The sequence below is a fragment of the Agrobacterium tumefaciens genome (genome assembly GCF_017726655.1).
Classification (GTDB): Bacteria; Pseudomonadota; Alphaproteobacteria; order Rhizobiales; family Rhizobiaceae; genus Agrobacterium; species Agrobacterium tumefaciens_B.
In genome coordinates, this window is record NZ_CP072308.1 from 1499589 (window position 1) to 1524811 (window position 25223).

At 56.4% G+C, this 25223-nt stretch carries 19 protein-coding genes and 1 tRNA gene; 12 read left to right on the forward strand and 8 right to left on the reverse strand.

Annotated features, from left to right (window positions below; translation table 11 throughout):
• Positions 1-32: 32 nt before the first annotated feature.
• The 6 genes from AT6N2_RS07500 to AT6N2_RS07525 all read left to right on the forward strand — a co-directional run bounded on the left by AT6N2_RS07500 (position 33) and on the right by AT6N2_RS07525 (position 6996).
• Positions 33-1358 carry an oligosaccharide flippase family protein gene (locus AT6N2_RS07500; RefSeq protein WP_209085227.1) on the forward strand — a complete coding sequence of 442 codons (1326 nt, stop codon included), beginning with the start codon at positions 33-35 and terminating at the stop codon, positions 1356-1358.
• 254 nt (positions 1359-1612) lie between these two features.
• Positions 1613-2725 (forward strand): glycosyltransferase family 4 protein, encoded by a 1113-nt coding sequence (locus AT6N2_RS07505; protein WP_209085229.1) that lies wholly within the window; start codon positions 1613-1615, stop codon positions 2723-2725.
• The gene (locus tag AT6N2_RS07510) at positions 2722-3861 is read left to right on the forward strand and encodes a glycosyltransferase (RefSeq protein WP_209085230.1); all 1140 of its coding nucleotides are present in this window, start codon (positions 2722-2724) and stop codon (positions 3859-3861) included. Before AT6N2_RS07505 ends, AT6N2_RS07510 begins: the two co-directional genes overlap by 4 nt.
• Positions 3858-5141 (forward strand): VpsF family polysaccharide biosynthesis protein, encoded by a 1284-nt coding sequence (locus tag AT6N2_RS07515; protein WP_209085232.1) that lies wholly within the window; start codon positions 3858-3860, stop codon positions 5139-5141. The genes AT6N2_RS07510 and AT6N2_RS07515 overlap by 4 nt, the downstream gene beginning before the upstream one ends.
• A gap of 44 nt (positions 5142-5185) precedes the next feature.
• A complete protein-coding gene (locus tag AT6N2_RS07520) occupies positions 5186-6382 on the forward strand; it encodes an endo-1,4-beta-xylanase (protein WP_209085250.1) in 1197 nt (398 codons plus the stop codon).
• Between the two features lie 161 nt (positions 6383-6543).
• Complete coding sequence (locus tag AT6N2_RS07525) at positions 6544-6996, forward strand: hypothetical protein (RefSeq protein ID WP_155737531.1); 453 nt, start codon at positions 6544-6546, stop codon at positions 6994-6996.
• A 43-nt stretch (positions 6997-7039) separates the two neighbouring features.
• Here the strand turns inward: AT6N2_RS07525 and AT6N2_RS07530 are convergent, their stop codons facing one another.
• Complete coding sequence (locus AT6N2_RS07530) at positions 7040-7588, reverse strand: transglutaminase-like cysteine peptidase (protein WP_063949757.1); 549 nt, start codon at positions 7586-7588, stop codon at positions 7040-7042.
• A gap of 310 nt (positions 7589-7898) precedes the next feature.
• Between AT6N2_RS07530 and AT6N2_RS07535 the strand changes: the two genes are divergently transcribed.
• The 4 genes from AT6N2_RS07535 (at position 7899) to AT6N2_RS07550 (ending at position 12951) form a co-directional block, all read left to right on the forward strand.
• Positions 7899-8615 (forward strand): hypothetical protein, encoded by a 717-nt coding sequence (locus AT6N2_RS07535; protein WP_209085253.1) that lies wholly within the window; start codon positions 7899-7901, stop codon positions 8613-8615.
• Positions 8612-10009, forward strand: coding sequence for an O-antigen ligase family protein (locus AT6N2_RS07540; protein ID WP_209085274.1), 1398 nt, complete (start codon positions 8612-8614; stop codon positions 10007-10009). The genes AT6N2_RS07535 and AT6N2_RS07540 overlap by 4 nt, the downstream gene beginning before the upstream one ends.
• Complete coding sequence (locus AT6N2_RS07545) at positions 9999-10763, forward strand: metallophosphoesterase family protein (RefSeq protein WP_209085277.1); 765 nt, start codon at positions 9999-10001, stop codon at positions 10761-10763. The genes AT6N2_RS07540 and AT6N2_RS07545 overlap by 11 nt, the downstream gene beginning before the upstream one ends.
• 73 nt (positions 10764-10836) lie before the next feature.
• Positions 10837-12951 carry a GumC family protein gene (locus AT6N2_RS07550; protein WP_209085279.1) on the forward strand — a complete coding sequence of 705 codons (2115 nt, stop codon included), beginning with the start codon at positions 10837-10839 and terminating at the stop codon, positions 12949-12951.
• 67 nt (positions 12952-13018) lie between these two features.
• Here AT6N2_RS07550 and AT6N2_RS07555 read toward each other — a convergent pair whose 3' ends face one another.
• The 3 genes from AT6N2_RS07555 to AT6N2_RS07565 all read right to left on the reverse strand — a co-directional run bounded on the left by AT6N2_RS07555 (position 13019) and on the right by AT6N2_RS07565 (position 14982).
• Positions 13019-14113: a glycosyltransferase gene (locus AT6N2_RS07555; protein ID WP_209085282.1), complete on the reverse strand. Its 1095-nt coding sequence runs from the start codon at positions 14111-14113 to the stop codon at positions 13019-13021.
• Positions 14114-14356: 243 nt separating this feature from the next.
• Positions 14357-14506 (reverse strand): hypothetical protein, encoded by a 150-nt coding sequence (locus AT6N2_RS07560; protein WP_209085285.1) that lies wholly within the window; start codon positions 14504-14506, stop codon positions 14357-14359.
• A gap of 399 nt (positions 14507-14905) precedes the next feature.
• Positions 14906-14982 (reverse strand) — tRNA-His (locus AT6N2_RS07565).
• 315 nt (positions 14983-15297) lie between these two features.
• On the opposite strand from AT6N2_RS07565, the gene AT6N2_RS07570 reads away from it, so the two are divergent.
• Together AT6N2_RS07570 and AT6N2_RS07575 are read left to right on the forward strand one after the other, a co-directional pair.
• Positions 15298-19062 carry an ATP-binding protein gene (locus AT6N2_RS07570; RefSeq protein ID WP_209085287.1) on the forward strand — a complete coding sequence of 1255 codons (3765 nt, stop codon included), beginning with the start codon at positions 15298-15300 and terminating at the stop codon, positions 19060-19062.
• Between the two features lie 84 nt (positions 19063-19146).
• Entirely contained in the window at positions 19147-20805 is a 1659-nt protein-coding gene (locus AT6N2_RS07575) for an ABC transporter permease (RefSeq protein WP_425292738.1), read from the forward strand.
• Positions 20806-21114: 309 nt separating this feature from the next.
• On the opposite strand, the gene AT6N2_RS07580 is transcribed toward AT6N2_RS07575, so the two are convergent.
• The 4 genes from AT6N2_RS07580 to AT6N2_RS07595 form a co-directional block, all read right to left on the reverse strand.
• Positions 21115-21927, reverse strand: a complete 813-nt coding sequence (locus AT6N2_RS07580; protein ID WP_209085292.1) for an ABC transporter permease — start codon at positions 21925-21927, stop codon at positions 21115-21117.
• Between the two features lie 4 nt (positions 21928-21931).
• Positions 21932-22840, reverse strand: a complete 909-nt coding sequence (locus AT6N2_RS07585; RefSeq protein WP_209085294.1) for an ABC transporter permease subunit — start codon at positions 22838-22840, stop codon at positions 21932-21934.
• Positions 22841-22851: 11 nt separating this feature from the next.
• Positions 22852-24009, reverse strand: a complete 1158-nt coding sequence (locus AT6N2_RS07590; RefSeq protein ID WP_209085296.1) for an ABC transporter ATP-binding protein — start codon at positions 24007-24009, stop codon at positions 22852-22854.
• An 81-nt stretch (positions 24010-24090) separates the two neighbouring features.
• Positions 24091-25188, reverse strand: a complete 1098-nt coding sequence (locus tag AT6N2_RS07595; protein WP_144575813.1) for a polyamine ABC transporter substrate-binding protein — start codon at positions 25186-25188, stop codon at positions 24091-24093.
• Between the last annotated feature and the right edge of the window lie 35 nt (positions 25189-25223).

Consider the following 25223-nt stretch of genomic DNA (forward strand, 5'->3'; position numbering starts at 1 on the left):
CCCCGGGCGACGTCGGCGTTCTTACGCTGGTTGTGGCGATCCAGGAAATAAGCTTCGGTTTTTTTTACATGTGGTGGACGCAATACACGCTGCGCCGCTTCACCGCTATCAGAAGTGCTGGCCGCGGTGATGCCTATCTGCGGACGGAAACGGCGATCTCCGCGTTTCTGATCCTAGCGCAGTTGGTAATCCTGTTTCCGGTGATATCACTGTATTTCGGTGATCAGATTGACGCCTACACGCAGATATCGGTCGTCTTCATGATAATATCCAGATCGCTCACCGTGTTCCTGAGCGAGCGTTACAGAGCGGAATCGAAGGTACTGCCCTATACGGCTATCCAGATTCTCGTACCCGCTTTTGCCATTGTTTCCGGCACGGTCCTGTGCTTGGTTTGGGAGAAAAGCGTCTTCGCGATGGCGCTCGCATTCACGACCGCGCAATTTGGTGGTGTTGTCATCTCCCTCATAACGGGAAGGCTTTTCAGGCAACCTGGCTGGCCAGACAGGCGAATGCTGGTCGAAGCGTTGAAATTTGGCGTTCCCATCATGCTCGCGTCTCTTTTGGCAATTGTCGCGAATAACGGCCCGCGATTTATTGTCGACCGTTACCTCGGCCTGGAAGCAGCCGGCATGTTTGCCATAGCCTATGGGCTTGGATTGCGGGTCGCGAGCTTCGCTTCGATGATGGTGACCGCGGGGGCTTATCCTCTTGTCGTCGCCAGGATGGAAAAGGAAGGCCCAGAGGCCGCTTACCTGCAACTGCGGCAGAACACGGTCCTTCTGCTGCTAGTTCTCATACCAGCCGGGATCGGCCTGATCACAATTAACCGGTCGGTCGTGGAAATTCTGCTTCCCGCACATTTTGCAGCGATAGCTTTCCTCGTCCTGCCGTTGTCCGCACTGACGGGGATCATGCGCGACGTGAGGAACCACACGACAAATCAGGTTTTCTTACTGCAGGCAAAGACAGCCTATGCGACAGGCCTTTCAGCTGTCGACATCACACTCTCACTGCTCTTCGCGGTCATAGGCATTATGACATGGGGCGCGGCCGGCGCGGTCGCAGGTCCGCTCGTCGCTACCTGCGTGACACTCGCAATCAGCGTTACGATAACGCGCGTGAAATTCGCGTTTAAATTCCCCGTTTTTGATTTGATCAAAATAACATGCGCCGCGGCGCTGATGTCTGGCGTGGTTTCCGTATTCCCCGTCACGTCAAACCCGATGCATCTGGGTGCACAGATTCTGCTCGGCGGACTTACCTATGGCGCGGTGGTGGTGATGGCATTCTGGAAAGACTTAAGCCTCAGGAGGCGTTCGATGTCTTCCGGCAATTTGCCGACGACGGCCGAGTGACCTCGATACAGAATTTTTCCCCGCTCGATACAAGCTGCACGCTGTCAAGAAGAAGCCCGCAATAAATCGGACCATCAGAGAAAAACTGGCAACACCAGAGGTAGATTTAATTAAATATCTTCAATTTCCGTTTTTCTGATGGTATTTACTTCACCGTCCATGCTTTATAGCAGCGAAACACTTTTTATTATTGAATCTACATATCCTAATTTAAGTAAGTGACTTTTTTATAATGATATTCTCAAGGGATAACCATGCCCAGATTTTCTAATATACGTAATTCTGCACAGATAATGGTTATTGGTGCCCGGGGTATCCCGAATGTTGAAGGAGGCGCGGAGAAGAATGCAGAAGCGCTTTTTCCCCGTGTCGTCAAAGCTGGCTACATGGTTGATCTTTTAGGGCTAGCCAGCCATTTGCGCGGAAAAGAATATGAGGGCGTTCGCCTTCATCCGGCACCGCACCTGACATTTTGGAACACAGATAAGCTTCTTTATTACGTCTTCGCCTTGCGCAAGGCTCTTGGTCTGCGGCCGGATATCGTGCACCTTCAAGGGCTAGGTGCTGCGATATTTCTTATTTTTTACAAGGTCCTTGGGTTCAAGGTCGTGGTTCGTTATGGCTCGGCAGACTATATACTGGGTAAATGGGGAGTGCTGGGACGTCTGGGGTTTCGTTTCAGTGAGTGGCAGCTTCGCTTCGCTGACGCCATCATATCGGTGACGCCGGCGCTATCGAGAAGGCTGGCCCAAAGAGGCATCGTTTCGAACGTCCACACGATCCCCAACGCCCTGGACGACGCCGCTTTCGTTGCCAGTTCTCATAATGGGGTCGCACCTTACATTCTTGTTGTCGGGCGCGTGACCTCCCAAAAGAATATTCTGACCCTGATCGACGCTTTCAATCTCTTCGCTGCCAGCCATCCCGACTATGAATTGCACATCGCCGGCGGCCTCGATGACAGACCCTATTACGCCGTCGTGGCCGAGAAACTGAACGACAAAATCCGACTGCTGGGGAAAGTGCCAAGAAACGAAGTTCCTTCGCTGTTGTCATCGGCCAAGTTCTTCGTGAACATATCGTTGCACGAGGGAAGCTCGAACGCCTCGCTGGAAGCAATCAGTCATGGCCTGCCTATCGTCTTGAGTGACATCCCTGAAAACCGAGACATTGGTCTGGCGGACACGATTTATGTTTCGCCCAACGATCCCGAAGCGATCGCAGCCAAGTTTCATGCCGTTACTGAGGATCCCACGTCCTACATCGTTGACAAGCAGCGCTTCCTGTCCTGGGAGCAGGTCGCCGAAAAAACGCTCGACGTCTACGGGGCAGTCCTTCGCAAGACTTCGAAAGAGGCGGGCGCTTGACGCAGCGGGTCGTCTTCCTGATCAATTCGCTGGCGGGCGGCGGTGCCGAGCGGGCAATCTGCAACCTGCTTGCGAACTCCGAGCAGCAGCGCCGGGACGCTGCCGTTTCGCTCGTATTGCTCGACAGGGAAGCAAAAGCTTACAGCCCGCCATCGGGCATGCAGTTAACGTCATTGGACAGCAACCGTTCGCTTCTCCGGTCTGTAATACAGCTGTATATTTCGCTGCGTCGGAGCCAGCCAGACGTGGTGGTAAGCTCGCTTACCCGCTCGAATCTGGCCAACATTGCAGTTTCGCGATTTCTTGGCCATCGCACCATTATCTGCGAACATGCGCATACATCAGGCCATCATAAGGGTCTGCCCGGAAGGATGGCACAGCTTCTGATCCGTCGACTGTATAAACACGCGGACCGTGTCATTTGCGTTTCACGCGGCATCAAGGTCGACCTCGTCCAGAATTTCGGCGTTAAGGATCAACGGGCGGCGGTTGTCGCAAACCCCATTGATATTGACGAGATCAGACACTTGGGCAACAGCGCCTCAACGAACGTCCAATCAGGCCGTTACATTCTGGGAATGGGACGCTTCGTTGAAAGCAAGAACTTTCCGCTGCTGATCAATGCCTTTGCCCACTCCTCCTACACGGGCAAACTTTTGCTCCTCGGGAGAGGACCTCTGGAAGAGGCGTTGAAGGCCCAGTGCCACAGTTTGGGAATTGCCGATCGCGTCGAATTCCTGGGATTTCACCTCAACCCCTTCCCGATCATCAAAGGCGCGGACGCATTTGTTTTGGCGTCTAATGGTGAGGGCCTGCCAACGTCCATTATTGAAGCTCTCGCTCTCGGAACGCCTGTCATCTCGACCGATTGCCATTCCGGCCCCGCGGAAATACTTGACGATGCCGAGGATGGGCTCACGCGACACCTCCATCATGGCAAATATGGGATACTCGTGCCGCCGAACGATGTTGCAGCCCTGTCCAACGCCATTTCTCTTCTTGAACGGCCTGAAGACGTTCTGGGCCTGCGCGCTATCGCGGCCCTCGGGGCTGAGAGATATGGTCTGATGAAGGCCGTGGCACGATATTGGGAGGAAATAGCCGCCGTAATCGAAGAAGGCAGGCGGAGCCGATGATGGGTCGCCCGGTACAGCATCTTCTCCTTCTCGGCATCGTCATGCTTTTTACGTTGTCATCCAATATGTTATACGTGATGGGCATCAACTATTCGGCGTCCAATGCCAGCTATCTTCTAAAGATACATCCTTCGTCCTACGTCTTCTTTTTCCTGATCCTTATCTCACCCTCCATAACGAGTTCCCCACGCCGGCCTGAGCTGAAGAGATGCGGATTTCTGCTGATTATGGTGTCGACGGCTTCCTTGGTCCTGTATCAGTTTTTTTCCGTGGAGGCGGGCGGCGGGGAGAGCTCCCTTTTGATCGTAACCTATGCCGCGACCGGCGCCCTCGCGGTCGCGCTGTCATATGCCGACACCATCACGTTGCGGCAGATGAAGCGTTTTGTTTCCCTGTTTCTGCTCTGCAATTCGTTGATCGGTATTGCGGAAACCTCAGGTTTTCCGCGGATCCTTCCCTACGTCGTCGGGGAGACGATTATCGGCTTCGATAATCGTCCGACAGCACTCCTCGGGCACCCTCTCAACAACGCGCTGATTACCGGTGCGTGGTGCTTGGTCATCCTTCTATCGAATTTTCGCACTCCGTTGAAGTTCTGGCGGCCCACCGTGCTTGGTGTTCACCTGATAGCACTGCTCGCCTTCGGCGGACGCGCGGCGGTGGTTGTGGCCGCTCTCAGCTACACGTGCTTCGTGGCCTATCAGGCCACGACAACCTTTCTTAAAGGAGACAGCCGCGACATTATACGCTTGGCCAAGCTCTGCATTATCGCTGGCGCCGGGGTTCCCATTCTCATCTACAGCGGTGCGGCAGATACCGTCATCGAGAGATTTTCTGACAGTCGCGGCAGTGACGAAACACGCTCGGCCGCATTGGTGATGCTTGATCTGCTTTCGCCGGGCCAGTGGCTATTTGGCGTTCCGGTTTCCGTACGGACATCGATTCAGGCCCTCCTCGGATCAACGAGGGGGATCGAAATATCGTGGATCGCCCTTGTCTATTCATTTGGTCTTCCCATCACCGCCATCGTGTTGGTAGCGACCTACCTTACTCTGCGCGCCACCACCGAAGAACACGATATGGGACGAGCCGCTTTATTGTTTTATTTCTTCCTGACGACTTTATTGTCGCTTTCGATCGGATCAAAATCGCTGCTTGTCGCCCAATTTCTCGTCATATTGGCTTGCTTCGCCAAGCCCTTAGAGGCGCCCCCGCTAATTCACGCCGGGCCAAAGTCTCGTCGGCCCAACTTTTACGACGCACGATCCATAGGGATTTAACGCCGCCACTCCCATCGAGGGCGACACACGATGGAACACCGGTCATGTTTTCACGACGACAGTTGCTCTCGGGTTTCATCGCAGCCGCGGGCATCGGTCCCAACTCTTCGCCACTCCGCGCAGATCCTATCGGCCGCCCCGCCGCCGAGCCGGGTAATGGAAACGTTATTGCGCGCATTCGCGACGCGGCAGAGGCCGCCGGCTTTCAGTATGGCATTGCCGTGCAGGCCATCGACCGGATATCTAAACCTGGTCCTGACGGCTGCGGCACGCTCGCCGATTTCATCAGGGATCAAGCGATGATCTATGTTCCCGGAATTGCGTTTCTGCCCGAGCACATTCAACCTCAAAAGGACTATTTCACACTCGAGCAGGCGAGATTGTTCATTGCGCGAGCACGCCGGGATGCGAAAGACTTCCGCATCCATTGCCTGCTTTATCCCAGCCATGAGCCAGAGTGGGTAGCCGCTGATGTCAACGAGTCAAACTGGCAGTCGAGAATGGATGCTCATTTTGAGGCCATAGCATCGGTCCCAGGCGTAGGCTCCGCCTTGAACATCGACGTCACGAATGAATTGATCTCGGCGCGTTATGATTCCAACGACGGCTATCGCCCGAATACATGGTATCGTGCCGCCGGCGGCCCAGCCTACATTCCCTATGCCTTTGGGAAGGCCCGTGCCCTGTTTCCGGATTGTCCGCTGTTTTGTTGTCACGATCATACGGAGCAGATTACCGACGACTTCCACCGGAGCCAGACAAGGTTCGTCTTGAACGCCCTTGAGCGCGCGCTCAAGGCCGGAGCACCGATAGACGGGTATAATATGCAGGGTCATCTTCAACTTCGATTGGGCTTCGACCGCCTCCGCCTCATATCTTTCCTGAATGATTTGAAATCCAATCTCGGCCTTAGGATCATAATCGGCGAACTCGACTGCCGCACCGGTTATCTAACAGACAGGCAGACCGATACCTTGCCGCCGAAGGAATACAAGCGGAGACAATATGACCAGGACAGCGCCCATCTGGTCGAAGCATTTCTGGATACAGCGCTTCCATTCGTCAAATCGAGTGGAGGCAGGCAGGTTCTGACCTGGGGTATTTCTGACATCGACAACAGTTGGGAGGAGAACCCTAGGACGGGCACCCCAGCGGGGGAACGGCCCCTTCCCTTCGATACCGACTATCGCCCAAAGCTCATGAATGCGGCCATTATTCGGTCTTTCGAGCGAATGAACTAGGCCTCGCGGATATCGATGTGCCTGTCGTCACTCTTTTGTACGATAATTCTACTCGACAGTAATGATATTGTATGGCGACACAACAAATCGCACCTTCTATATTGTGCCCTGCAAAAAATTATGAGATATAGTTTATAGTTATTTTATTTTAGGAGATTTCAGTGACGTCTCGTATTTCTCTCGGCGCAGTTTTAGCATTTGCAGTGGTTGCCGCATCTACATCCGCTTACGGGCAGGAGAGCTTAACACAGGAGCAGCAAGCGGTTGTTGATTCCTGTAAGGCAACGTGTGACGTTAAAGCCGTGGCTGCAGTCATCGCGGAAGCGGGCTCCCTTGGTCCCGCCATGATTGCCAAGATCATTCCTAATCTTCCGGTTGAGCTCGCCAAGTCCCTCGTATCGGCTGCCGTCAGTTCGGCGCCCGCAACTGTTGCCACCCAGATTGCGAAAGCAGCGGTCTCCGCAGCCGAAACGAGCGTTAAAAATTCGCTCGCGACGGCAGCCGTCACAGCAGTGCCAGCTGAACAGAAACAGGCGATGGGCGTGGCAATGGCGGAGGCCGGAGCAGAAACGCAGACCGGTGAGATTAGCAACAACTCTGGAAGCCCAGCGTAAGTTTTACAAGGGGAACGGGACCAGGCCGAGATCGGCCAAGTCCTTACCGGACCCAACGGAGAGGATTGGCCGACGCGACTTTGATAAAGGCGTAGCCGGTTCTCTCTTTTGAGACGATCGTTTTGCGGAGATTGTCGAGCACGAGATCGCCTTTGTTCGTTTTCACGAGCAATACGGCGTGTCCTGTGCCTTCTTTCGTTATGACGACCGCCATTCGAAGCGAGCCTGCAGGAACTCCCGCCCGGATAAGTCGGCTACGCTTTGTGAGCGCAAAGTCTTCGCAGTCGCCTTTCGAGCCATTGACCGACCAGACGTCATCGGAATCGCGCGTTGCGCGCATGCTGGAATTGACGGCAGAGTTTACGGTTGAGAGCAGCCCTCGTAATGCCGGGGTATCGGCAGCAACGGATACACTGCTTGAGCGGCATTCCGTCGGATTGCTTTTGCAAAAGGCAACATATTGCGCCGGCGTCTCGACGGCCGCGCGGATGCGGCCCGACATGTTTCCGAGGTTAAGCGCATAAGCAGGCATGCTTGCGGAAAGTACTGCGGCGGCGCCTACGACAACCGAGACAATGCTAATCTTTTTCATATCCCTGTCCTTTGTTCCATATTTGGATTTACTGGCCCTCCTACCGGAGGCAGCTGAAAGTTCTTGTTGCTTCCAATGCCACAAGACTAGCCCAGGGTGTTTTCGGCGCGCTTAAGTGGAAAGATGCAATTTTAATGAAACGTCGATTCTTGGCACATCTGCGCAGTAATGTGCCCGTCAGTGACTGTCCGTGACCAGAACAGCGAAAATAATCTGAACAAATATTGAAAATACGCTCAAAGATTGATGTTGCGCTTGCCGCGTCCGTGAATTCAGTATTAGATGCAGCGAATAATTTTCGAAGATACTAATGCGCCGTTTTTTTCCAGTTATATTTTGCGTCCTTTTCGCCACAGTCAGCACGAGCATATTCGTCTTGGAGATGCGTCCGTTTTTGCGACCATCGCCGCGTGAGTTGCCGTTCTACTGGTTTCTCTCATCACGGGACAATAACTACGCCCTTTCGGAATATTCTAAAACGCGAATTCTGAAGGACTGTAATCTGGGCTTATCTTCGCCGATAGGCAGAGCGTTGCCTTCCGATACTTACAGGCAGATCGCCCTTCGATGCGCGGAACTGTCTGAATTGATTATAAAAACCATGCCGACCTACGGTTTAGCTTGGCACATGCTGGCAAAAACCAAACTGGTTCTGGGCGACAGGCTGGCGTTCGAATCCGCGTTCCTGCAATCATGGATTGTCAGCCCTCACGAGCGTTGGCTGGCACAGGAGCGGCTGATGCTCGTTGCAAGCAACGGTTCAGAAAACGACGATACTATCCGGCCAGCAATAGAGAGCGATATTCGCGCGCTTCTGCAAACAAACAGCGGCTTCCTTTTTGTTTTGGACCTCTACCGGCGAGACGTTGGATTTCGCGATGGTGTTACCGAGGTCCTGGAAGCAATGCCGGGTGATATTCAGCGACGATTTCTGTTCAGGCTTCAGTCGCCCTCTCCAGCAGACAGCTCAGGTCGCGTGCCTGACGGCACACCAAGCACCCAAGGGAAGACGGTCACAAGCTCATGAATTTGATGTCGTCGAAAGCAACGCGATATTCGGCCAATCAGGCAATGTTCGTCGTTGTCACAGTCCTTGTTGCGGTCGTGCCGTTCATGCTCGGCGGAAACCGCCCGGCGGCCTGGGCGGCTTCCGCAGCAATGTTGTATATTTCCCTTGCGATTTACTTTGCCGTTCTTGCCACGGCTGGAATAGATACACGCAAGCGCTTACCGGACGAGAAGCTACTGAGCACGCTTTTCGTCCTGTTTCTTGGCTATGTCGTCGCCCAGACCCTTCCCGTCGCTACCTGGCTTCCACCGTCACTGGTCCGGCTCCCGGTGCCAGTCGCGACATCGACAATATCCCTGACGCCGGCCGACACCTTCTTTGCCTTCCTTCGATGGATCACCTACGCAGCGCTCTTCTTTATCACAATGCAGATCGGCGCGCGCCGCCCCCGCGCAGCGTCATTCATCTTGACGCTTTATTTCGTTACGGTTTTTCACGCGCTCTATGCCGCCGTCCTGTTTTTTGAATTCGGCGACACCATTCTCCTGTTTATTCCGAAATGGGCATATCAGGGTTACATGACCGGCGGCTTTGTGAATCGCAATTCCTTCGCGACGTTCCTGGCGATCGGTTGCTCGATCGGAACGGCATTGATCTGCGAACACGTCTTCTCCCAGTCTGCAGATAGATCAACAGCCAGGCGACCGCAGAGCATGCCGAAGCTCATCCTCATTATCGCAGGCCTCTTCATTCTGGTCTCCTGTCTCATCGGGACAGGCTCACGCATGGGATTTTTCGCCGGCATTTGCGGCATGCTGAGCATCATTGCACTCAGCGTCGCCAAAGCGAGGTTTCGTTGGAAGAAACGCGCCATCGCTGGCTCGGGCTTACTGGTGCTTGGATCCATCGCCCTACTGCTGGGGCTTTATGGAGCACAGCTTTTCGAACGCCTTCTTGAAGCCAACGAGGACGCTCACGTCCGACTGCGCTTTTATGAACAGGTACTCGGAATGGTAGCCTATCGCCCCTTTACGGGTTACGGCGGATCGAGTTTTGAATTTGCCTATCCGCTTTTTCACGGCATGCAGGTGAACTCCGACACCGTCTGGGAAAAAACGCACAACAGCTATTTTGCCCTCTGGACCGATTATGGCATCATCTTCGGATCCCTGCCAATCGCACTCCTCGTCATTCTGGCCCATCGCCTCATCAGCAAATATGCGCAATCGGCCAGGGTCGATGCGCCGGTAGCTGCCTCCATCGGCACTCTGATCGTCGCCTCGCTGCATTCCTTGGTCGACTTCAGCCTCGAAATTCAGGGCGTCGCCCTGATTTTTGTCGCTGTCGTTGGGGCAGGCATCGCTTTTCCTAACAATGCAGATCCAAAAGGGGAGAGCGACAATGGTGCTTGATCGATTGCGCTCCTTCGTTCGCTCGAGGACCGAACTCCCTCAAAGCCCGCGGGCAAAGTTGATCTATGATCACGCCCCGGCGGCAATCTATGCGATTGGCGACGTCCATGGCCGACTGGACCTTCTCCAAGCCATCGAAGATCAGATCGTTTCCGACGCGGCCGAATTCGCGGGTGAGAAATGGATCGTGATGCTGGGCGACTATGTCGATCGCGGGCCAAAGTCTGCCGGCGTCATTGATCACCTTCTCCGCGCGCCGCCTGCGGGCTTCCTAAGAACATGTCTGGCTGGAAATCACGAAGAACTCATGGCTTCGTTTCTGGAAAACCCGGGAAGCAAGCACCCATGGCTGGATTTGGGGGGCTTCGACACGCTGAGGTCTTACGGTATCTCCCCTGGTCAAAGACATTCACGCAGCGTCCTTGATGCAAGCATTCCATCCGAGCATCGCGAGTTCATAACAGGCCTTCCGTCACTCGTCTCGATACCTGGCTACATCTTTGTGCACGCCGGCGTGAAAAGAGGGGTGCCGCTTCAGCAGCAACTCGACCGCGATCTGCTTTGGATGCGGCCGACCGCCGCCGGTGGCATTGGTTTTGCGGACGCAATTGTCGTTCACGGTCACACACCAGTGCAAGACATCGAAATCACCAATGGCCGCATCAATGTTGATACTGGCGCATATGCGACGAACAAACTCTCAGCGATCAGAATATCAAATGGAACGGCTGCTTGTCTTTCCGTCATCAAATAAGATTTCCCAATTTGTTCGTCGTAATTTTACAAAAATAATACAGATAAGAATTTCTCCAAAGACGTAGGCAAATATGTCCAGTGAAATCGACGTAAAAGGCATGCTCGGCACCATCCGCCGGCAATTTTGGCTCATACTGACAACGGTTGTTTCAATTTCATTACTTAGTTGCATTTTCGCCTATGGACTTACTTCAAAGTTCACGGCCACAGCTTTGGTTTTGATCGATGCAAGCCCGCAAACGCTGCTCGACCCACAAACGCGCGCTCCGACAACAACGACCGACAATGGCAAGATTGAGAGCGAAGCGACGATTCTTGCCTCTGACAGTGTCATGATCGGTGCGATGCGTTCTCAAAACCTCGTCGCTGACCCGGAATTCGGCGTCAAACTTGGATTGAGAGATAAGCTTGCCGGCTTCTTTGGGATCAATGCCCCCGGTAGCACTGCTGAGGCCGCGCTGGGCAGTGTCCTGCGATCGTTCAAGCGGGCGGTTTCCATCAAACGGGCTGGATTGACGTCCGTTATCGAAGTTTCGGTAACGTCGGCCAATCCGGCGAAAGCAGCGGCTTTGGCGAACGCCCTTACCAGTTCCTACGTCAACCAGCAGGTCGAGGCAAAGATTGCCTCGATTGTGGCGGCGCGCAATATTCTGCAAGCCCGCGTTGAGTCCGCCAGTGCTGCCATTGCGCAAAATGAAACCAGCTTCGACCAATACCTGTCGCAAAATGTCCGCCAGCTCGAGGCGAATGGTGGTGGCCCGATTACCGCGCTGCAAGAGCAGCTTGCGACCATTGAGAATACACGCATTCGCGAGCTCGCGCGTATGGATCTCGCGAACCAAAGTCTTCAGCAAGGCAATTTCCAGTCGGCCGTCGCCGCCCTCGGTTCTGAAGCACTCGCAGAACTCGGGAAGAAACAGGCATCCTTGCAGGCGCAGCTTGCGGGAAATGCCGCGGGCGCCGCGCAATTGACGGATATCCGGCAAAGGCTGGACGAGGTCAATGCATCGATCAGACAAAAGGTGCCAGTGGCGATAGAGGATTCTCGCAGTGCCATTCTCAAGAAAGCGCAAGAGGACTCGACGAAGGTGAGGGAAGAGCTCCGGATAGCAATTCTCAGCAGTACCGATGATCTACCGCCCGAGAAGCTTACGGAGATTTACGCACTCCAGCGAGCAAGTGACATTGCAAGAAAGCAGTATGACGCGCTTTTGACGCGCCTGAAAGATCTGGACACGCAATCCAATCTCCAGCTTGCAGATAGCCGGGTCGTTTCACCGGCCCTGGTGCCGTCCATCCCCTCGTCACCCCATCGCCCGCTCATCATTGGACTGGCGGCGATCGGATCGGTCCTGCTGGGTCTCGGCATGGCAATCGTCCGGGAGCACTTTATTGGCGGATTTGTCGATGAAAATCAGGTCGAGGATGTGTTGCGGATACCGCTGGCATCGGTCGCGCCCAGCTATGCGCCGCCGACACAGGCGCTCAGTGTGTCGGATGGCGTCGTGTCTTCACCCCTGTCCATTTATTCCGAGTCGATTAGACGGCTTCGGGCAAACCTCGATCACGCGTTTCGTGGAGCAGATATTGGCGGCAAGGTCATCATGATTTCATCTGCGGTTCCCGCGGAGGGAAAATCGACCCTCTCCCTCTCTCTCGCGCGCATCTACGCCTTATCCGGAAAGAAGACACTTCTGATAGATTGCGATCTGCGGAAACCAAGCATTCATCGTCATCTTGGGCTTCCGTCCGACATAGGCCTCATCGATTACCTCGGTGCCCCATTGAGCGAGGGTGTACCGCTTTCAAAGCTGCTTGTGTCCGACCCCAAAACCGACCTGAACGTCCTTTTAGGAGGCCAGCGGAGCGACGTTCCCACGGATGCCTTCTTCACGGACGCCAGAATGACGCGGCTGATAGCCAGTGCACGAAAGCACTTCGATTATGTCATCATGGATACGCCGCCAATCGACCCCGTGGTCGATGGACTCTATATTGCCCCGCAAGCCGATGCCTTGGCATTTTTGATCAAATGGGCGTCAACGTCACAAACCGTGGCAAAGCGTTCACTTGCGGCACTCGCGGAAAACAAGCAGCCGGCGGCTCCTATCCTCGCGGTTCTGAGCCAGCAGGACCAGACGAAAATGGGCGGGAATTCGCGCTATTCCGATTATTACTCGGAATAAACGCGACGTCGCGTTGCGGATCGCTTGCACAAAGCGGTCCTGCAAGGTTACGGCGGCGCACCGCCATTCAACGCCGAGCTGCCATCCTCTCCAGGATGGCCATGTATAATGGAGCAATGCGATCAATGGTGAAGTCCTGGCCGCGCCGCTGCAGATCCTGCGGGACCTCTGCTTCCAAGGTGGCAAGAATTGCTTTGGCCAGTGCCTTATCATCCGCGACCGGCACCAGCGAGCCGTAACGTCCACCAGCCAATATCTCGGCAGGACCACTCTCGCAATCGGTGCTGACAACCGGCGTTCCAAGTGCCAACGCTTCCGCGATCACGTTCCCAAACCCCTCATAGATCGAGGACAGCGCCAATAACTCTGCATGCGCGATAAGGGGATAAGGATTGGCGACGAAACCGGCGAGCTTTACCCGATCGGCGATTCCAAGAGACATCGCCTCGGACTGGAGCTGCTGCCTCAAGGGACCATCACCCAGTATCAGCAGATTGACATCCTTCGTCAGCGAAATGGCTCTCAGGAGCGTTGAAAAATCTTTCTGTGGAACAAGCCGTCCGATCGCGAGAACGTAAGGCCGCCCACCGGTCACATCGACAGGCAGAGGCTCAGAGGCGAGAGCTTGAATATCGTCTGGCACCGCGGGGTTGTGGATGACTGTAATCCTGGCCCGATCAATTTTGATCGCTTTCGCAAGGTCGTCCGCGACGCCGGCGGAAACGGCAACAACCGCATCCGCAAATTTGAGTGCCAGCGGGTAGATGTACGGGAGTATCCGGAATGACAGCTTCTTTTTATGGTCCGTGAGCTGCCGGGAGAAGTGGTTGTGCTCGACCGCCATGACCTTCAGCTGAAAACCGGACAGGATCTTCGCAGCGACTGCGACGATGTTTGAATGCGGCATATTCGCAACCAGCACCGCCGGCTTGTGCTGGCGGATGTATTGCGCCATGGGGAGGATGGAGCGCCCCGTGCTTTTTGAGCCGAGTTCATGTATTCTCGCGCCCGCAGGAACATGCTCGAGATGAGGTCCTACAGCCTTGTGCACAACAAAGGTAACGTCATATCCATATTTGAGAAGAGCTTTCCCCAAGCTCATTGATTGTCTTTGAACGCCACCAGACGCAAAGTTCGAAAAATAAAACGCCACAGAAGTCATCGGTCTGGATCTCTATCTATTATCAATTGCTTTAATAAATTCTGCTGAAATTACTTAGTTCGAAAATTTTAGAATTTGCTATTCGCCGAGCTGGCGAAGAAAATCTCAAAAACCTTATCATTATTTCGAAATTCTTCTACACCAAACGGGCTCAGTTCTCTTGGGAAACACACTCAACGCAATAACCCTCACCATCGGAATGCTGGTCAGTGACGGGACAGCGACGCATAAAGACTGGAAAGACTACCGGTGGGCCGTGGTTCCCGCCACATCCTGTTCCGCCGGACCGATCTGCATTTCAGCGAGAGCAAAGTGGGACTGGAAGAGGCCGCAATGGGTCGAGTTCTCAGCCGTGCCATCCTCGAAAGGACTAGAGGCCAAAATTCGGCTCATCAACGAGGACCGGAAGGATGATGACAATGTCTGCATCACCGTCCTTTTCCTGTCCAGCGACGGCTCTGCACTCTCAATTCTCCACAAAAACCTGCATTCCCTTCCGCAAGCAGTTCGCTCTGAAACGGTCGACATTGCATTGCGAGCTTCGCTCCTGCGCAGGATCTCATCCATCGCGCTCGGCACGAAACAATGCCGCAGAGGCCCGCACGAAGATGACGACGTCTATCGTCGTGCAAAGGCTCGTTTGAAGATGCGGTGAACTTCGTGGCTGAGATCGGTGCTGTTCATCGCTCGTCTACCCCCGGGTGTCTTTCGAGCTTGCATGGTCGACGGCGGAAAGGAACTCCCCTCTCCCGGTAAGTCTTTGTGACGTATAAACTTACTGGGAGAGGGGAATGGTACGGTTGAGTGGGGTCGAACCACCGACCTCAGGTGCCACAAACCTGCGCTCTAACCAACTGAGCTACAACCGCACATGAAACGCCGAAGCGGCGTCACGGGGGGTGACATAAAAGGTGTTTCCCCCATTTGCAAGTGCCTGTTCGAATTTTGCGAAAAAAGGCTGCGAAAGGCAAGCGGTTTTCAGCGGCGCCGGCTGACACATGAAGACGAAAGCGGCCTGTTGATGTTAACTCTATTTGGCAATTCCTGCGCCCGGCGGTGGACCCAATCGCGCTGGGAAGTTATTTAAAATTCTGTTAACGTGATGCCTTGGCGGGTTTACGTTTTGCGTTTCATGAGGAAGCCAAAAGCCCGTCAGGTCCGGTAGTGCCAGAATAGGTTTCGACATGCCCGCCGTCCAGTATCCCTTTATCGATATCGCAGTGCATGAACGGGTGCGTGAAGGTTTTGGGCGCGGCGAGGCCATGGCGTTGTTTTCGCTCGACCTTAAAAATGCGCTGTGGGCCAATGGCCGCGGTGCGGCGCTGTTCGGCACGCCGATGGTCTATGATTTTCTGGAACAGGGGCCGAAACCGCAGGATGTGACGTTCCGGCAATTGGCGGCCACGGCGGCGCGCCTTTCAAAGACCGGCGACAGCCTGCCATTTACCATTCGCATCACCTCCGGCTTTCGCAGCCTTGCCGTCACCGCACGCGTGGAAATCATCGAGGCTGAGCCCGGCCAGTCGGCCATTCTGTTTTCCGCTCTCACCGACGAGATCGCCCCCGATACGGTGGAATGCGCCCGCCGCATGATCGAAGGTTTCGATGACCCCGATATTCACATGGCGGTTCTCAATGGCGAGAACGAGGTCATTGCCGCCTCGGCAGGTTTTTCGTCGCTCGGCATCACCCCGCAAACGGCGCGGACTTTGGTGAGGATGGCAGCGGGACAATCCGGCCATCTCGTCAAACGTCCGGTGCCATCAGGCAAGGGCTATATGCCTGCCGCCACCGGCCAGATCACGACCTCACCCGAACTGAACCTGATGTTCGTGGTGGAGACTGCGCTTGGCACGCTCGACCCCGTTAATGGCTTTGCCGACGATAGGCAGCAAGAAACGCTGGCCACCGCCACAGAGCTCACGGTAGCGGTTGAGCAGGCTGAGCCAACAGCTGCTGCCACCGTCTCTTTCGAGGCCGCGCTCGATGCCGTGGCTCACATCGAGGAGGTGGAAGAACCGGAGGAACTGCCTGTCGATGCGGAACAGGGGCGCGCATCAGCCGACAAGGACGACGTTGACCCTCTGCTGATCGATGGCGGTGAAACCGCGCCTGAGGCGACCCCGCAGGATGAGGACATCACTGCTGATATGGCGATGACTGACGACATTGCCGATCTTTTCGAACTTGATGAGGATGACGCGAAGGCGCCGTCTAGCGAGCGTCATGCCGACAATCAGGACCTCGTTGAGGTTGTGGATACCGTGAGCAATTCTGCCGGCGATGAGATAGCTGAAACCACGGCTTCGGCAGCCGCGCCTGCCGTCAGTGAGAATGCAGCAAGCGAGACAGACGCCGAGCCAGAGCCTGCTGCGACGCGCTCTGACCGCGTCGCTGATGAGGCATCGCGGGCTTTCGTCTTTAACGCCGGTGCCCGTGCGTCCCGCTTCGTCTGGAAAATCGATGCTGAAGGGCGCTTCAGCTCCATTTCGCATGAATTTGCCGAGGCCGTGGGCGCGAAGGCGGCTGCCGTGGAAGGCATGGGCTTTGCCGATGTCGCAGCCCTTTTTAATCTCGACCCCGACGGTAAGATCCGCGAACTTCTCGGCCGGCGCGATACCTGGTCGGGCAAGACGATCTACTGGCCGGTCGAGGGCACATCACTGATGGTGCCGATCGATCTCGCAGCTCTTCCCACTTACACGCGTTCGCGCGAATTCGACGGTTTTCGCGGTTTTGGCATCGTTCGGCTTGCCGATGCCATCGAAGACCCCAATGCCACCGGCCTGACCTTCCTCGAAAACGGCAAGGCCGATCGCGCAGAAGCGCCCTCGGCATCGTCCGCCATGGATGAAAGCCACGAGTTGCTGGCCTTTATCGATGAGGATGACGAGGACGAGAAGAACGGCGCTGCCGAACCGGAAGCTGAAGATGCGGCAGGCGCACAGGATGCTGCTTTGGCTGAAGAGTTGAGCCATGATGAGGCCCCCGCCGAGCCAGAAACACCTGTTATCGTGCCATCGGAGCCACCCGTTTCCAAGAATATCGTGCATCTGGAGGAGCGCCGTTCGCGCTCGCGTGAGGGCCTGACGGCTGGCGAACAGGCCGCCTTCCGCGAAATCGGCCGCGCGCTTGCGCCGGAGGGCATCGTTTCGGAGGAAAAGCCGGACACGAATGCGCAGTCCGTGTCCGCCGAGCCTGTCGGAGAGACTATCCAGCATGAACTTGCTGATGATGCGACCTTCGCAAATGAGAGCGAAGAAACGACGACGGACGAAGACGATCTTTTCGCCGACTATGTTCGGGGCGAGCAGGCCCCGGCCGTAAATGCCGCCGCAAATGAAAGTCGCGCCGAGGAATTTGAGGAGGCTGCGGCTGACAGGGTGCGTGCCGCCGATCTTGCCGCCCCCGTGGCCCATCCGTCCTCTCGTCCCGCAAATGCGTTGACGGCCGAAACGCTGGACCAGATGCCTGTTGCTCTGCTTGTGCATGCCGGCGACCGGCTGATCCACGCCAATCCGGATTTCCTGCGCCTGACGGGCTATTCATCTCTGGCCGAACTGGAAGAGGTTGGCGGGCTGGAAGCGTTGCTGCAGCGGCAGGATCTGGAAGACATGCCTGACAATGAGGGCGGCATGGTCGTCGTCAGCGCCGAAAACGATATCATTCCGGTCAAGGCACGTTTGCAGTCCGTTCGTTGGGAAGACAGCAAGGCGTTGATGCTGTCGCTGGTACCGCTTGAGGAAAAGCAGGCGCCGGTTGCAGCGGCCAACGAAAACATCGCTGCCGCGGGCATCGAAAGTGCCGAGGCGGACAGCCTCTCCCTTCTGCAGGGCGAGGTGGAGGAACTGCATTCCATCCTGGAAACCGCCACCGATGGCGTGGTGCTTCTTGGCGATGAAGGCGAGATACGCTCGCTCAACCGTTCCGCCAGCGCGCTGTTCAATTATGACAACGGCGAAATCGCCGGCAAACCGTTCGTGACGCTCTTTGCCCATGAGAGCCAGCGCGCCGTGCTGGATTATCTCTCCGGTCTTGCCAATAATGGTGTCGCCAGCGTGCTGAACGATGGCCGAGAGGTGATCGGCCGCGAGGCATCGGGCGGCTTCCTGCCATTGTTCATGACGATCGGCCGGCTGAAGTCGTCGCACGGCTATTGCGCCGTGATCCGCGACATTACCCAGTGGAAGCGCACGGAAGAGGAACTGCGCAACGCCAAGCGGGCGGCGGAAACTGCGAACGCCCACAAGACCGATTTCCTGGCGCGTGTCAGCCACGAAATCCGCACGCCGCTCAACGCCATCATCGGCTTTGCCGACATGATGGCGACGGAACGCTTCGGGCCGATCGGGCATCCGCGTTATGTGGAATATGCCAATGATATCGGCCGTTCTGGCCGGCATGTGCTCGATATTGTCAATGATCTCCTCGATATTTCCAAGATCGAGGCAGGGCAGATGGACGTCGATTTCGTCGCCGTACCGCTCAATGAAACGGTGGCCGAGGCCGTATCGCTGGTGCAGCCGCAGGCCAACAACCAGCGCGTGATCATCCGCACGGCGCTCGCACAATCCGTTCCGCAGATCGTCGCCGACCTGCGCTCGATCAAGCAGATCGTGCTGAACATCCTGTCGAACGCGATCCGCTTCACGCCGTCGGGCGGGCAGATCGTCGTCTCCACCGCCTATGAGGCGAATGGCAGCGTCTCGCTGCGCATCCGCGACACCGGCATCGGGATGACACGGGCGGAGCTGGAACAAGCGATGAAGCCGTTCCGCCAGGTCGCCTCGTCGGGCAAGCGCGTGCGCGGCGACGGTACCGGGCTTGGCCTGCCGCTGACCAAGGCGATGGTGGATGCCAACCGGGCGAATTTCTCCATCACCTCGACGCCGAATGAAGGCACACTGGTGGAAATCACCTTTCCATCGCAGCGGGTTCTTGCCAACTGAGGTCATGCGGGCGTAGCAATGCGGAAGCCGGCGGCTGAAGGACCAGCCGTGCCGGCTTTTGCAGGACAGCAGGCTCGCATGACCATGATGGTGCCCATTTCCGCGACGAGACGCGTATCGCTACTGCCGATTGCGGCCATCATTGTTTCGGCCATCGCCGCCATGCCCGTTCTGGCAATCTTCTGGCTGGCGCTGACCGGCAGCACGGAGGGGTGGCAGCATCTTCTCGCCAATGTTCTACCGCGTGCCGGGTTCCGCACCTTCATGTTGCTTGGTCTGACGGCCGCCACGACGGCATTTTTTGGGATAGTCTGCGCCTGGCTGGTCACCACCTTCGAGTTTCCGCTGCGGCGGCTGCTGTCCGCGGGTCTTGTCCTGCCGCTCGCCATTCCCTCTTATCTGGCGGCCTATGCATTCGGCGAGTTCCTCGACTTTACCGGGCCGGTACAAAGCGCCCTTCGTGCTGCCTTTGGCTACCACAGCATCCGTGACTACTGGTTTCCCGATATCCGTTCACTCGGCGGCGCGGTGATTGTTTTGAGTTCGGTGCTCTATCCCTATGTCTATCTCTCGGCACGTGCCGCCTTTTCCATGCAGGGGCGGTTTGCGGCCGAAGCGGCCCGCACACTCGGCGCAAAACCGATGAGTGTGTTTTTCTCCGTGCAATTGCCCATGGCGCGGCCCGCCATCGCTATCGGGCTCTCGCTGGTGTTGATGGAGACGCTGAACGATATTGGCGCGGTCGAATATCTCGGCGTCCAGACGCTGACCTTTACCATTTACGAGACCTGGCTCAACCGCGGCAATCTCGCCAATGCAACCCAGATCGCCGCCATTATCCTCATCATCGTCGGTGCGTTGATCGTCATCGAGCGCAATGCAAGGGAGAAACAGCGCTTTGGCGCACCCAAGGCTACAAGCATGGCCCAGCGACACCCGTTGAAGACGCTGACCGGCTGGCGGCGCTGGTGTGCCGGGCTGTTCTGTTTCCTGCCGGTGGCCAGTGGATTTTTCATTCCGGTCATCGTGCTCGGCGGTTACGCGGCAAAAAGGCTCGACGCCCTTTTTGCACCGAAGCTTCTGAAATCCCTGGGGCACAGCCTCGAAGTGTCGCTGACCGCTGCCTTCGTGACACTAATTGCCGCCTTCGTGTTCTCTTACGCCATCCGCACGGAACGCTCCGGCATCTCGAAAGTGGCGGCGCGTTTCGGCTCCATGGGTTATGGGGTGCCCGGCACCGTTCTTGCCATCGGCGTCCTCATTCCGCTGGCAGGCCTCGATAACGGCGTCGATGGATTTTTCCGTATGCATTTCGGTTTCTCCAGCGGGCTGCTGCTCTCTGGTACGGCGTTTGCCATCATCTATGCCCATGCCGTGCGTTTTATGACCATGGCGGAAGGCACGCTCGATGCCGGTTTCCAGAAGCTTTCGCCGCATATCGATATGGCCGCGCGCACGCTCGGGCGCAACCGGGCGCAGACGCTGTTCAGGGTGCTGCTGCCGAATATGCGGCCGGCGGCGTTGACTGCCTTCCTTCTCGTGCTAATCGAATCCATGAAAGAACTACCAGCCACGATTTTGCTGCGGCCTTTCGGGTTCAACACTTTGGCTACGCTTGTTTATGAGGATGCGTCCCGTTCACGAGTGCAGGATGCCGCCGTGCCGGCGATCATCATCATTATCGCCGGGCTTATTCCGGTTCTCCTCGTTTCAAAATCGATGGATCATCCGGAAAGCCGGTGACAGCAGACATGATGTGGCAAAAAAGAAAGGCGGCCTTACGACCGCCTTGGATAAGTTGTGCTTTTCAACGAGAGAAAGGGGACAATCTCGCTCTATGGAAATTATCAATCCCGGCCATCAACACATATGACGGCCCTGCGTTGGATTTACTTTCCGCCAACCCGTATTAACAGGGGGTTAAAACCAAAATAGAGCAATTACCGACGATAATTCCTATTCCGAGACCGTAGAGCCGTAAAACTACACTGTCGGCCTTTGAATTTCTGCATGATCCATTATCAAAGCGAAGACGCAGGACGGGTCTTTGGATCAGTTGCGCGCGGCCGCATGTTCGTCGCGCATCCGCTGCAGCTCCGTGCGCTTGGAGGCGATTGACGCGACAATAACACCAACAGTCACGAGCCCGATCAGGATGGTGCAGATGGCATTGATTTCCGGCGTCACGCCCAAGCGAACCTGCGAATAAATCTTGATCGGCAGCGTGGTTGCACCCGGTCCGGTGGCGAAGCTGGCGATCACGAGATCGTCGAGCGACAGCGTGAAGGCCAGCATCCAGCCGGCGATGACGGCGGGGAAGATCAACGGCAGTGTAATGCGGAAGAAAGTCTTGACCGGCGGGCAGCCGAGATCGAGGGCGGCTTCCTCAAGGCTTCGGTCAAAGGTCAGCAGGCGCGACTGCACGACGATCGCCACATAACACATGGTGAAGGTGGTGTGAGCGATCACGACAGTCCAGAAACCACGATCCACCCCGACAGCAACGAAGAGCAGAAGGAGCGACAGGCCGGTGATGACCTCCGGCATGACGAGTGGCGCATAGATCATGCCGGAAAACAGCACCCGGCCGGGGAAACGGGCAAAGCGGGTGAGAGAAAGCGCTGCCAGCGTTCCAAGGATTGTGCCGATGGTGGCGCTGAGGATACCCACGCGCAGCGTCACCCAGGCCGCATCCATGAGGCTTTGGTTCGACCACATGGATTCGTACCACTGCAGCGAGAAGCCGCCCCAGACTGTCACCAGCTTGGAGGCATTGAAGGAATAAATGATCAGGATGATGATCGGGATATAGAGGAAGGCAAAACCCAGGGTGAGGACGGTGATGTCGAATTTTCCGCGCTTCATGGCCTCACCCCACCTTCTTCTGCTGGTTCTGGAAGATCGCGATGGGCACCACCAGCAGGATCAGCAGGAGGACAGCGACCGCGGATGCCAAGGGCCAGTCACGGTTGCCGAAGAATTCCGTCCATAGCGTCTTGCCGATCATCAGCGTCTGGGCGCCGCCCAGCAGATCGGGGATGACGAATTCGCCCGTGATCGGAATGAAGCAGATCATCGAGCCGGCCACGACACCTGGCAGGGACAATGGGAAGGTGATCTTCCAGAAGGCCTTCCAGGGCGGGCAGCCCAGATCGGCCGCGGCTTCCAGCAGCGTATTGTCGAGCTTTTCCAGCGCCGAATAAAGCGGCAGCACCATGAAGGGCAGATAGGAATAAACGATGCCGATGAAGATCGCCGTCTCGGTGCGGAAGATATTGACCTGCTGGTCGGGTCCGAGAAACCCGAGCCACTGGAACAGCACCGTCAGCAGACCTTCCGGCTTCAGAATACCGATCCAGGCGTAGACGCGGATGAGGAATGAGGTCCAGAAGGGCAGGATGACCAGCATGACAAGCGTCGGGCGCACCGAAGATGGTGCGCGCGCCATGGCCAGCGCCATGGGATACCCAATCAGCAGCAGCAGGAAGGTGGAGATGAAGGCGATGCGCAGCGACGACAGATAGGCTTCAATGTAGAGCGGATCTTCCGTGAGGAAGAGGTAATTCTCAAAATCCAGTTGCGAGAAAAATTCGCCGAGCTTCGAAAATCCTTCGAAGACAGGCGTATAGGGCGGCATGGAAATTGCCGTATCTGACAGGGAGATTTTAAGGATGATGAAGAAGGGTGCGGCGAAGAACAGCAGCAGCCAGAAATAGGGGACCGCAACAACCAGCCAGCGCCAAGGGCTTTGCCGGTTTTCGGGAGTGGTGATTGCCATCGAAGCCTCCCTCAGCGTGTCAGGACGAGCCCTGAATCCGGTTTCCAGTTCAGCCACACCATGTCACCGAAGGTAATCGGGCGATCCACGAGACGCGATACATTGGCCTGCGCGGCGCGCATGACGCGGCCGTCGGCGAGCTTGACGATGAAGACCGAGAAGTCACCGAGATAACCGATATCCCAGACTTCGCCATAGGCGGAATTGATGCTGCTATCGGCGGGCTGGTCGAGCGAGATGCGGACCTTTTCCGGGCGGATGGCGAAAGCCACCTGGCTGCCGGTGGCCGCCGCGCATTCCTGTTCCACCGACACCTTCAATCCGTCGCAATCCAGTGTCACGAGGCCGGGCCTGCCGATATCGGAGGCATTGGCGACGACCGTGGCGTCGAAAATGTTGATGTCGCCAATGAAGTCGGCCACGTAGCGGCTGTTCGGTGCCTCATAGATTTCGGCTGGCGTTGCCACCTGCACGACGTTGCCCTTGTCCATGACGGCAATGCGGTCCGACACCGTCATCGCCTCTTCCTGGTCATGGGTGACGATAAGGAAGGTGAGACCGAGATTGGTCTGGATATCCATCAGCTCGAATTGGGTTTCCTCGCGCAGCTTCTTGTCGAGCGCGCCGAGCGGTTCATCCAGAAGAAGCACCTTCGGCCGTTTGGCGAGCGACCGGGCAAGCGCCACGCGCTGGCGCTGGCCGCCGGAAAGCTGGCTTGGCTTGCGCTTGGCAAATTCCGTCAGCTTGACGAGCCGCAGCATTTCCTCGACGCGGCCGGCGATCTCCGCCTTCGGCAGCCCGTCCTGCTCAAGGCCGAAGGCCACGTTCTTTTCTACCGACATATGCGGGAAAAGCGCGTAGGACTGGAACATCATGTTGGTTGGGCGCTTGTAGGGCGGTACGCCGGAAATATCCTTGCCCTGCAGGAGGATGCGGCCCTCGGTCGGCTCCTCGAAACCGGCCAGCATGCGCATCAGCGTGGTCTTGCCGCAGCCCGAGGGACCCAGCAGCGAGAAAAACTCGCGCTCGTAGATATCGAGAGTCAGATTGTTGACAGCGACAAAATCGCCAAACCGTTTGGTGACGTTTTCAAAGCGGATGAAGGGCACCGCGTCTGGATTATCCCAAGGGCTGAATTTGCGTTTGACCGGTCCGAGTGTCTTTGCCATGCCCGCCCCATTTCACCCAAGATTTCATCGACACCTGATAGGGCAGAGAGGGTGGACGGCGCCACCCTCACCCAAGTCCGGTTAGCTGCCGGTCTTGATCTGCGTCCAGACGCGGTTCAGGACACGTTGTTCCTTTGGCCCGTAGGGCGAAATCGTGAAGAGCTTCTTCATCGTTTCCGGGCTCGGATAAACAGACGGGTTCTTGGCGACAGCCGGATCCATCAGCGCCTGCGAGGCGAGGTTGCCGTTGGCGTACTGCACGTAGTCAGAGGCCTTGGCGGCGACTTCAGGCTTCATCATGTAGTTGATGAAAGCATGGGCCTCCTCGACATTCTTGGCGTCTGCCGGAATGGCGAAGCTGTCCATCCAGATATAGGTGCCTTCCTTCGGGATGACGTAATTCACCTCGACCCCGTTCTTGGCCTCTTCGGCGCGGGTTTTGGCCTGGAGAATATCGCCGGACCAGCCGATGGAAATGCAGATGTCGCCATTGGCGAGGTCATTGATATAAGGAGAGGAATTGAAGGTTTTCGCGAAAGGACGAATCTTGGAATAGACCTCGCCGCCCGCTTCCAGGTCGGCCGTCTCCTTGCTGTCGGGGTTCTTGCCGATGTAATTCATGGCAATCGCGAAAGTCTCGTCGGAGGCATCGAGAATGTTGATGCCGCAGGCCTTCAGCTTCTCGGCATTTTCGGGTTTGAACAGCACGTCCCAGCTATCGACAGGCACATCGCCAAGCGCCGCCTTCACCTTGGCGACATTGTAGCCGATGCCTGTGGTGCCCCACATGTAATTGACGGCATATTCGTTGCCGGGGTCGTATTGCGCCAGGCGTTCCGTGATTTCCGGCCACATGTTCTTGAGGTTCGGCAGCTTGGACTTGTCCAGCTTCTGATAAACGCCGGCCTTGATCTGCCTTGCAAGGAAGGGCGACGTGGGCGCCACGACATCATAACCCGAACTGCCGGCCAGAAGCTTGGTCTCCAGCACTTCGTTGCCGTCATAGACGTCATAAACCACCTTGATACCGGTTTCCTTGGTGAAATCCTCAAGGATGGCGGGATCAATATAATCAGACCAGTTGTAGACGTGCACGACCTTTTCCTGGGCCATTGCCGAACCTGCTGCAACAAGCACGGTGGTGAGAGCCAAGGTCAGACGGAGAGAACGGTTTTTCATGATGTCTCCTGTTAACGCATCCTTACGGTGGGAGC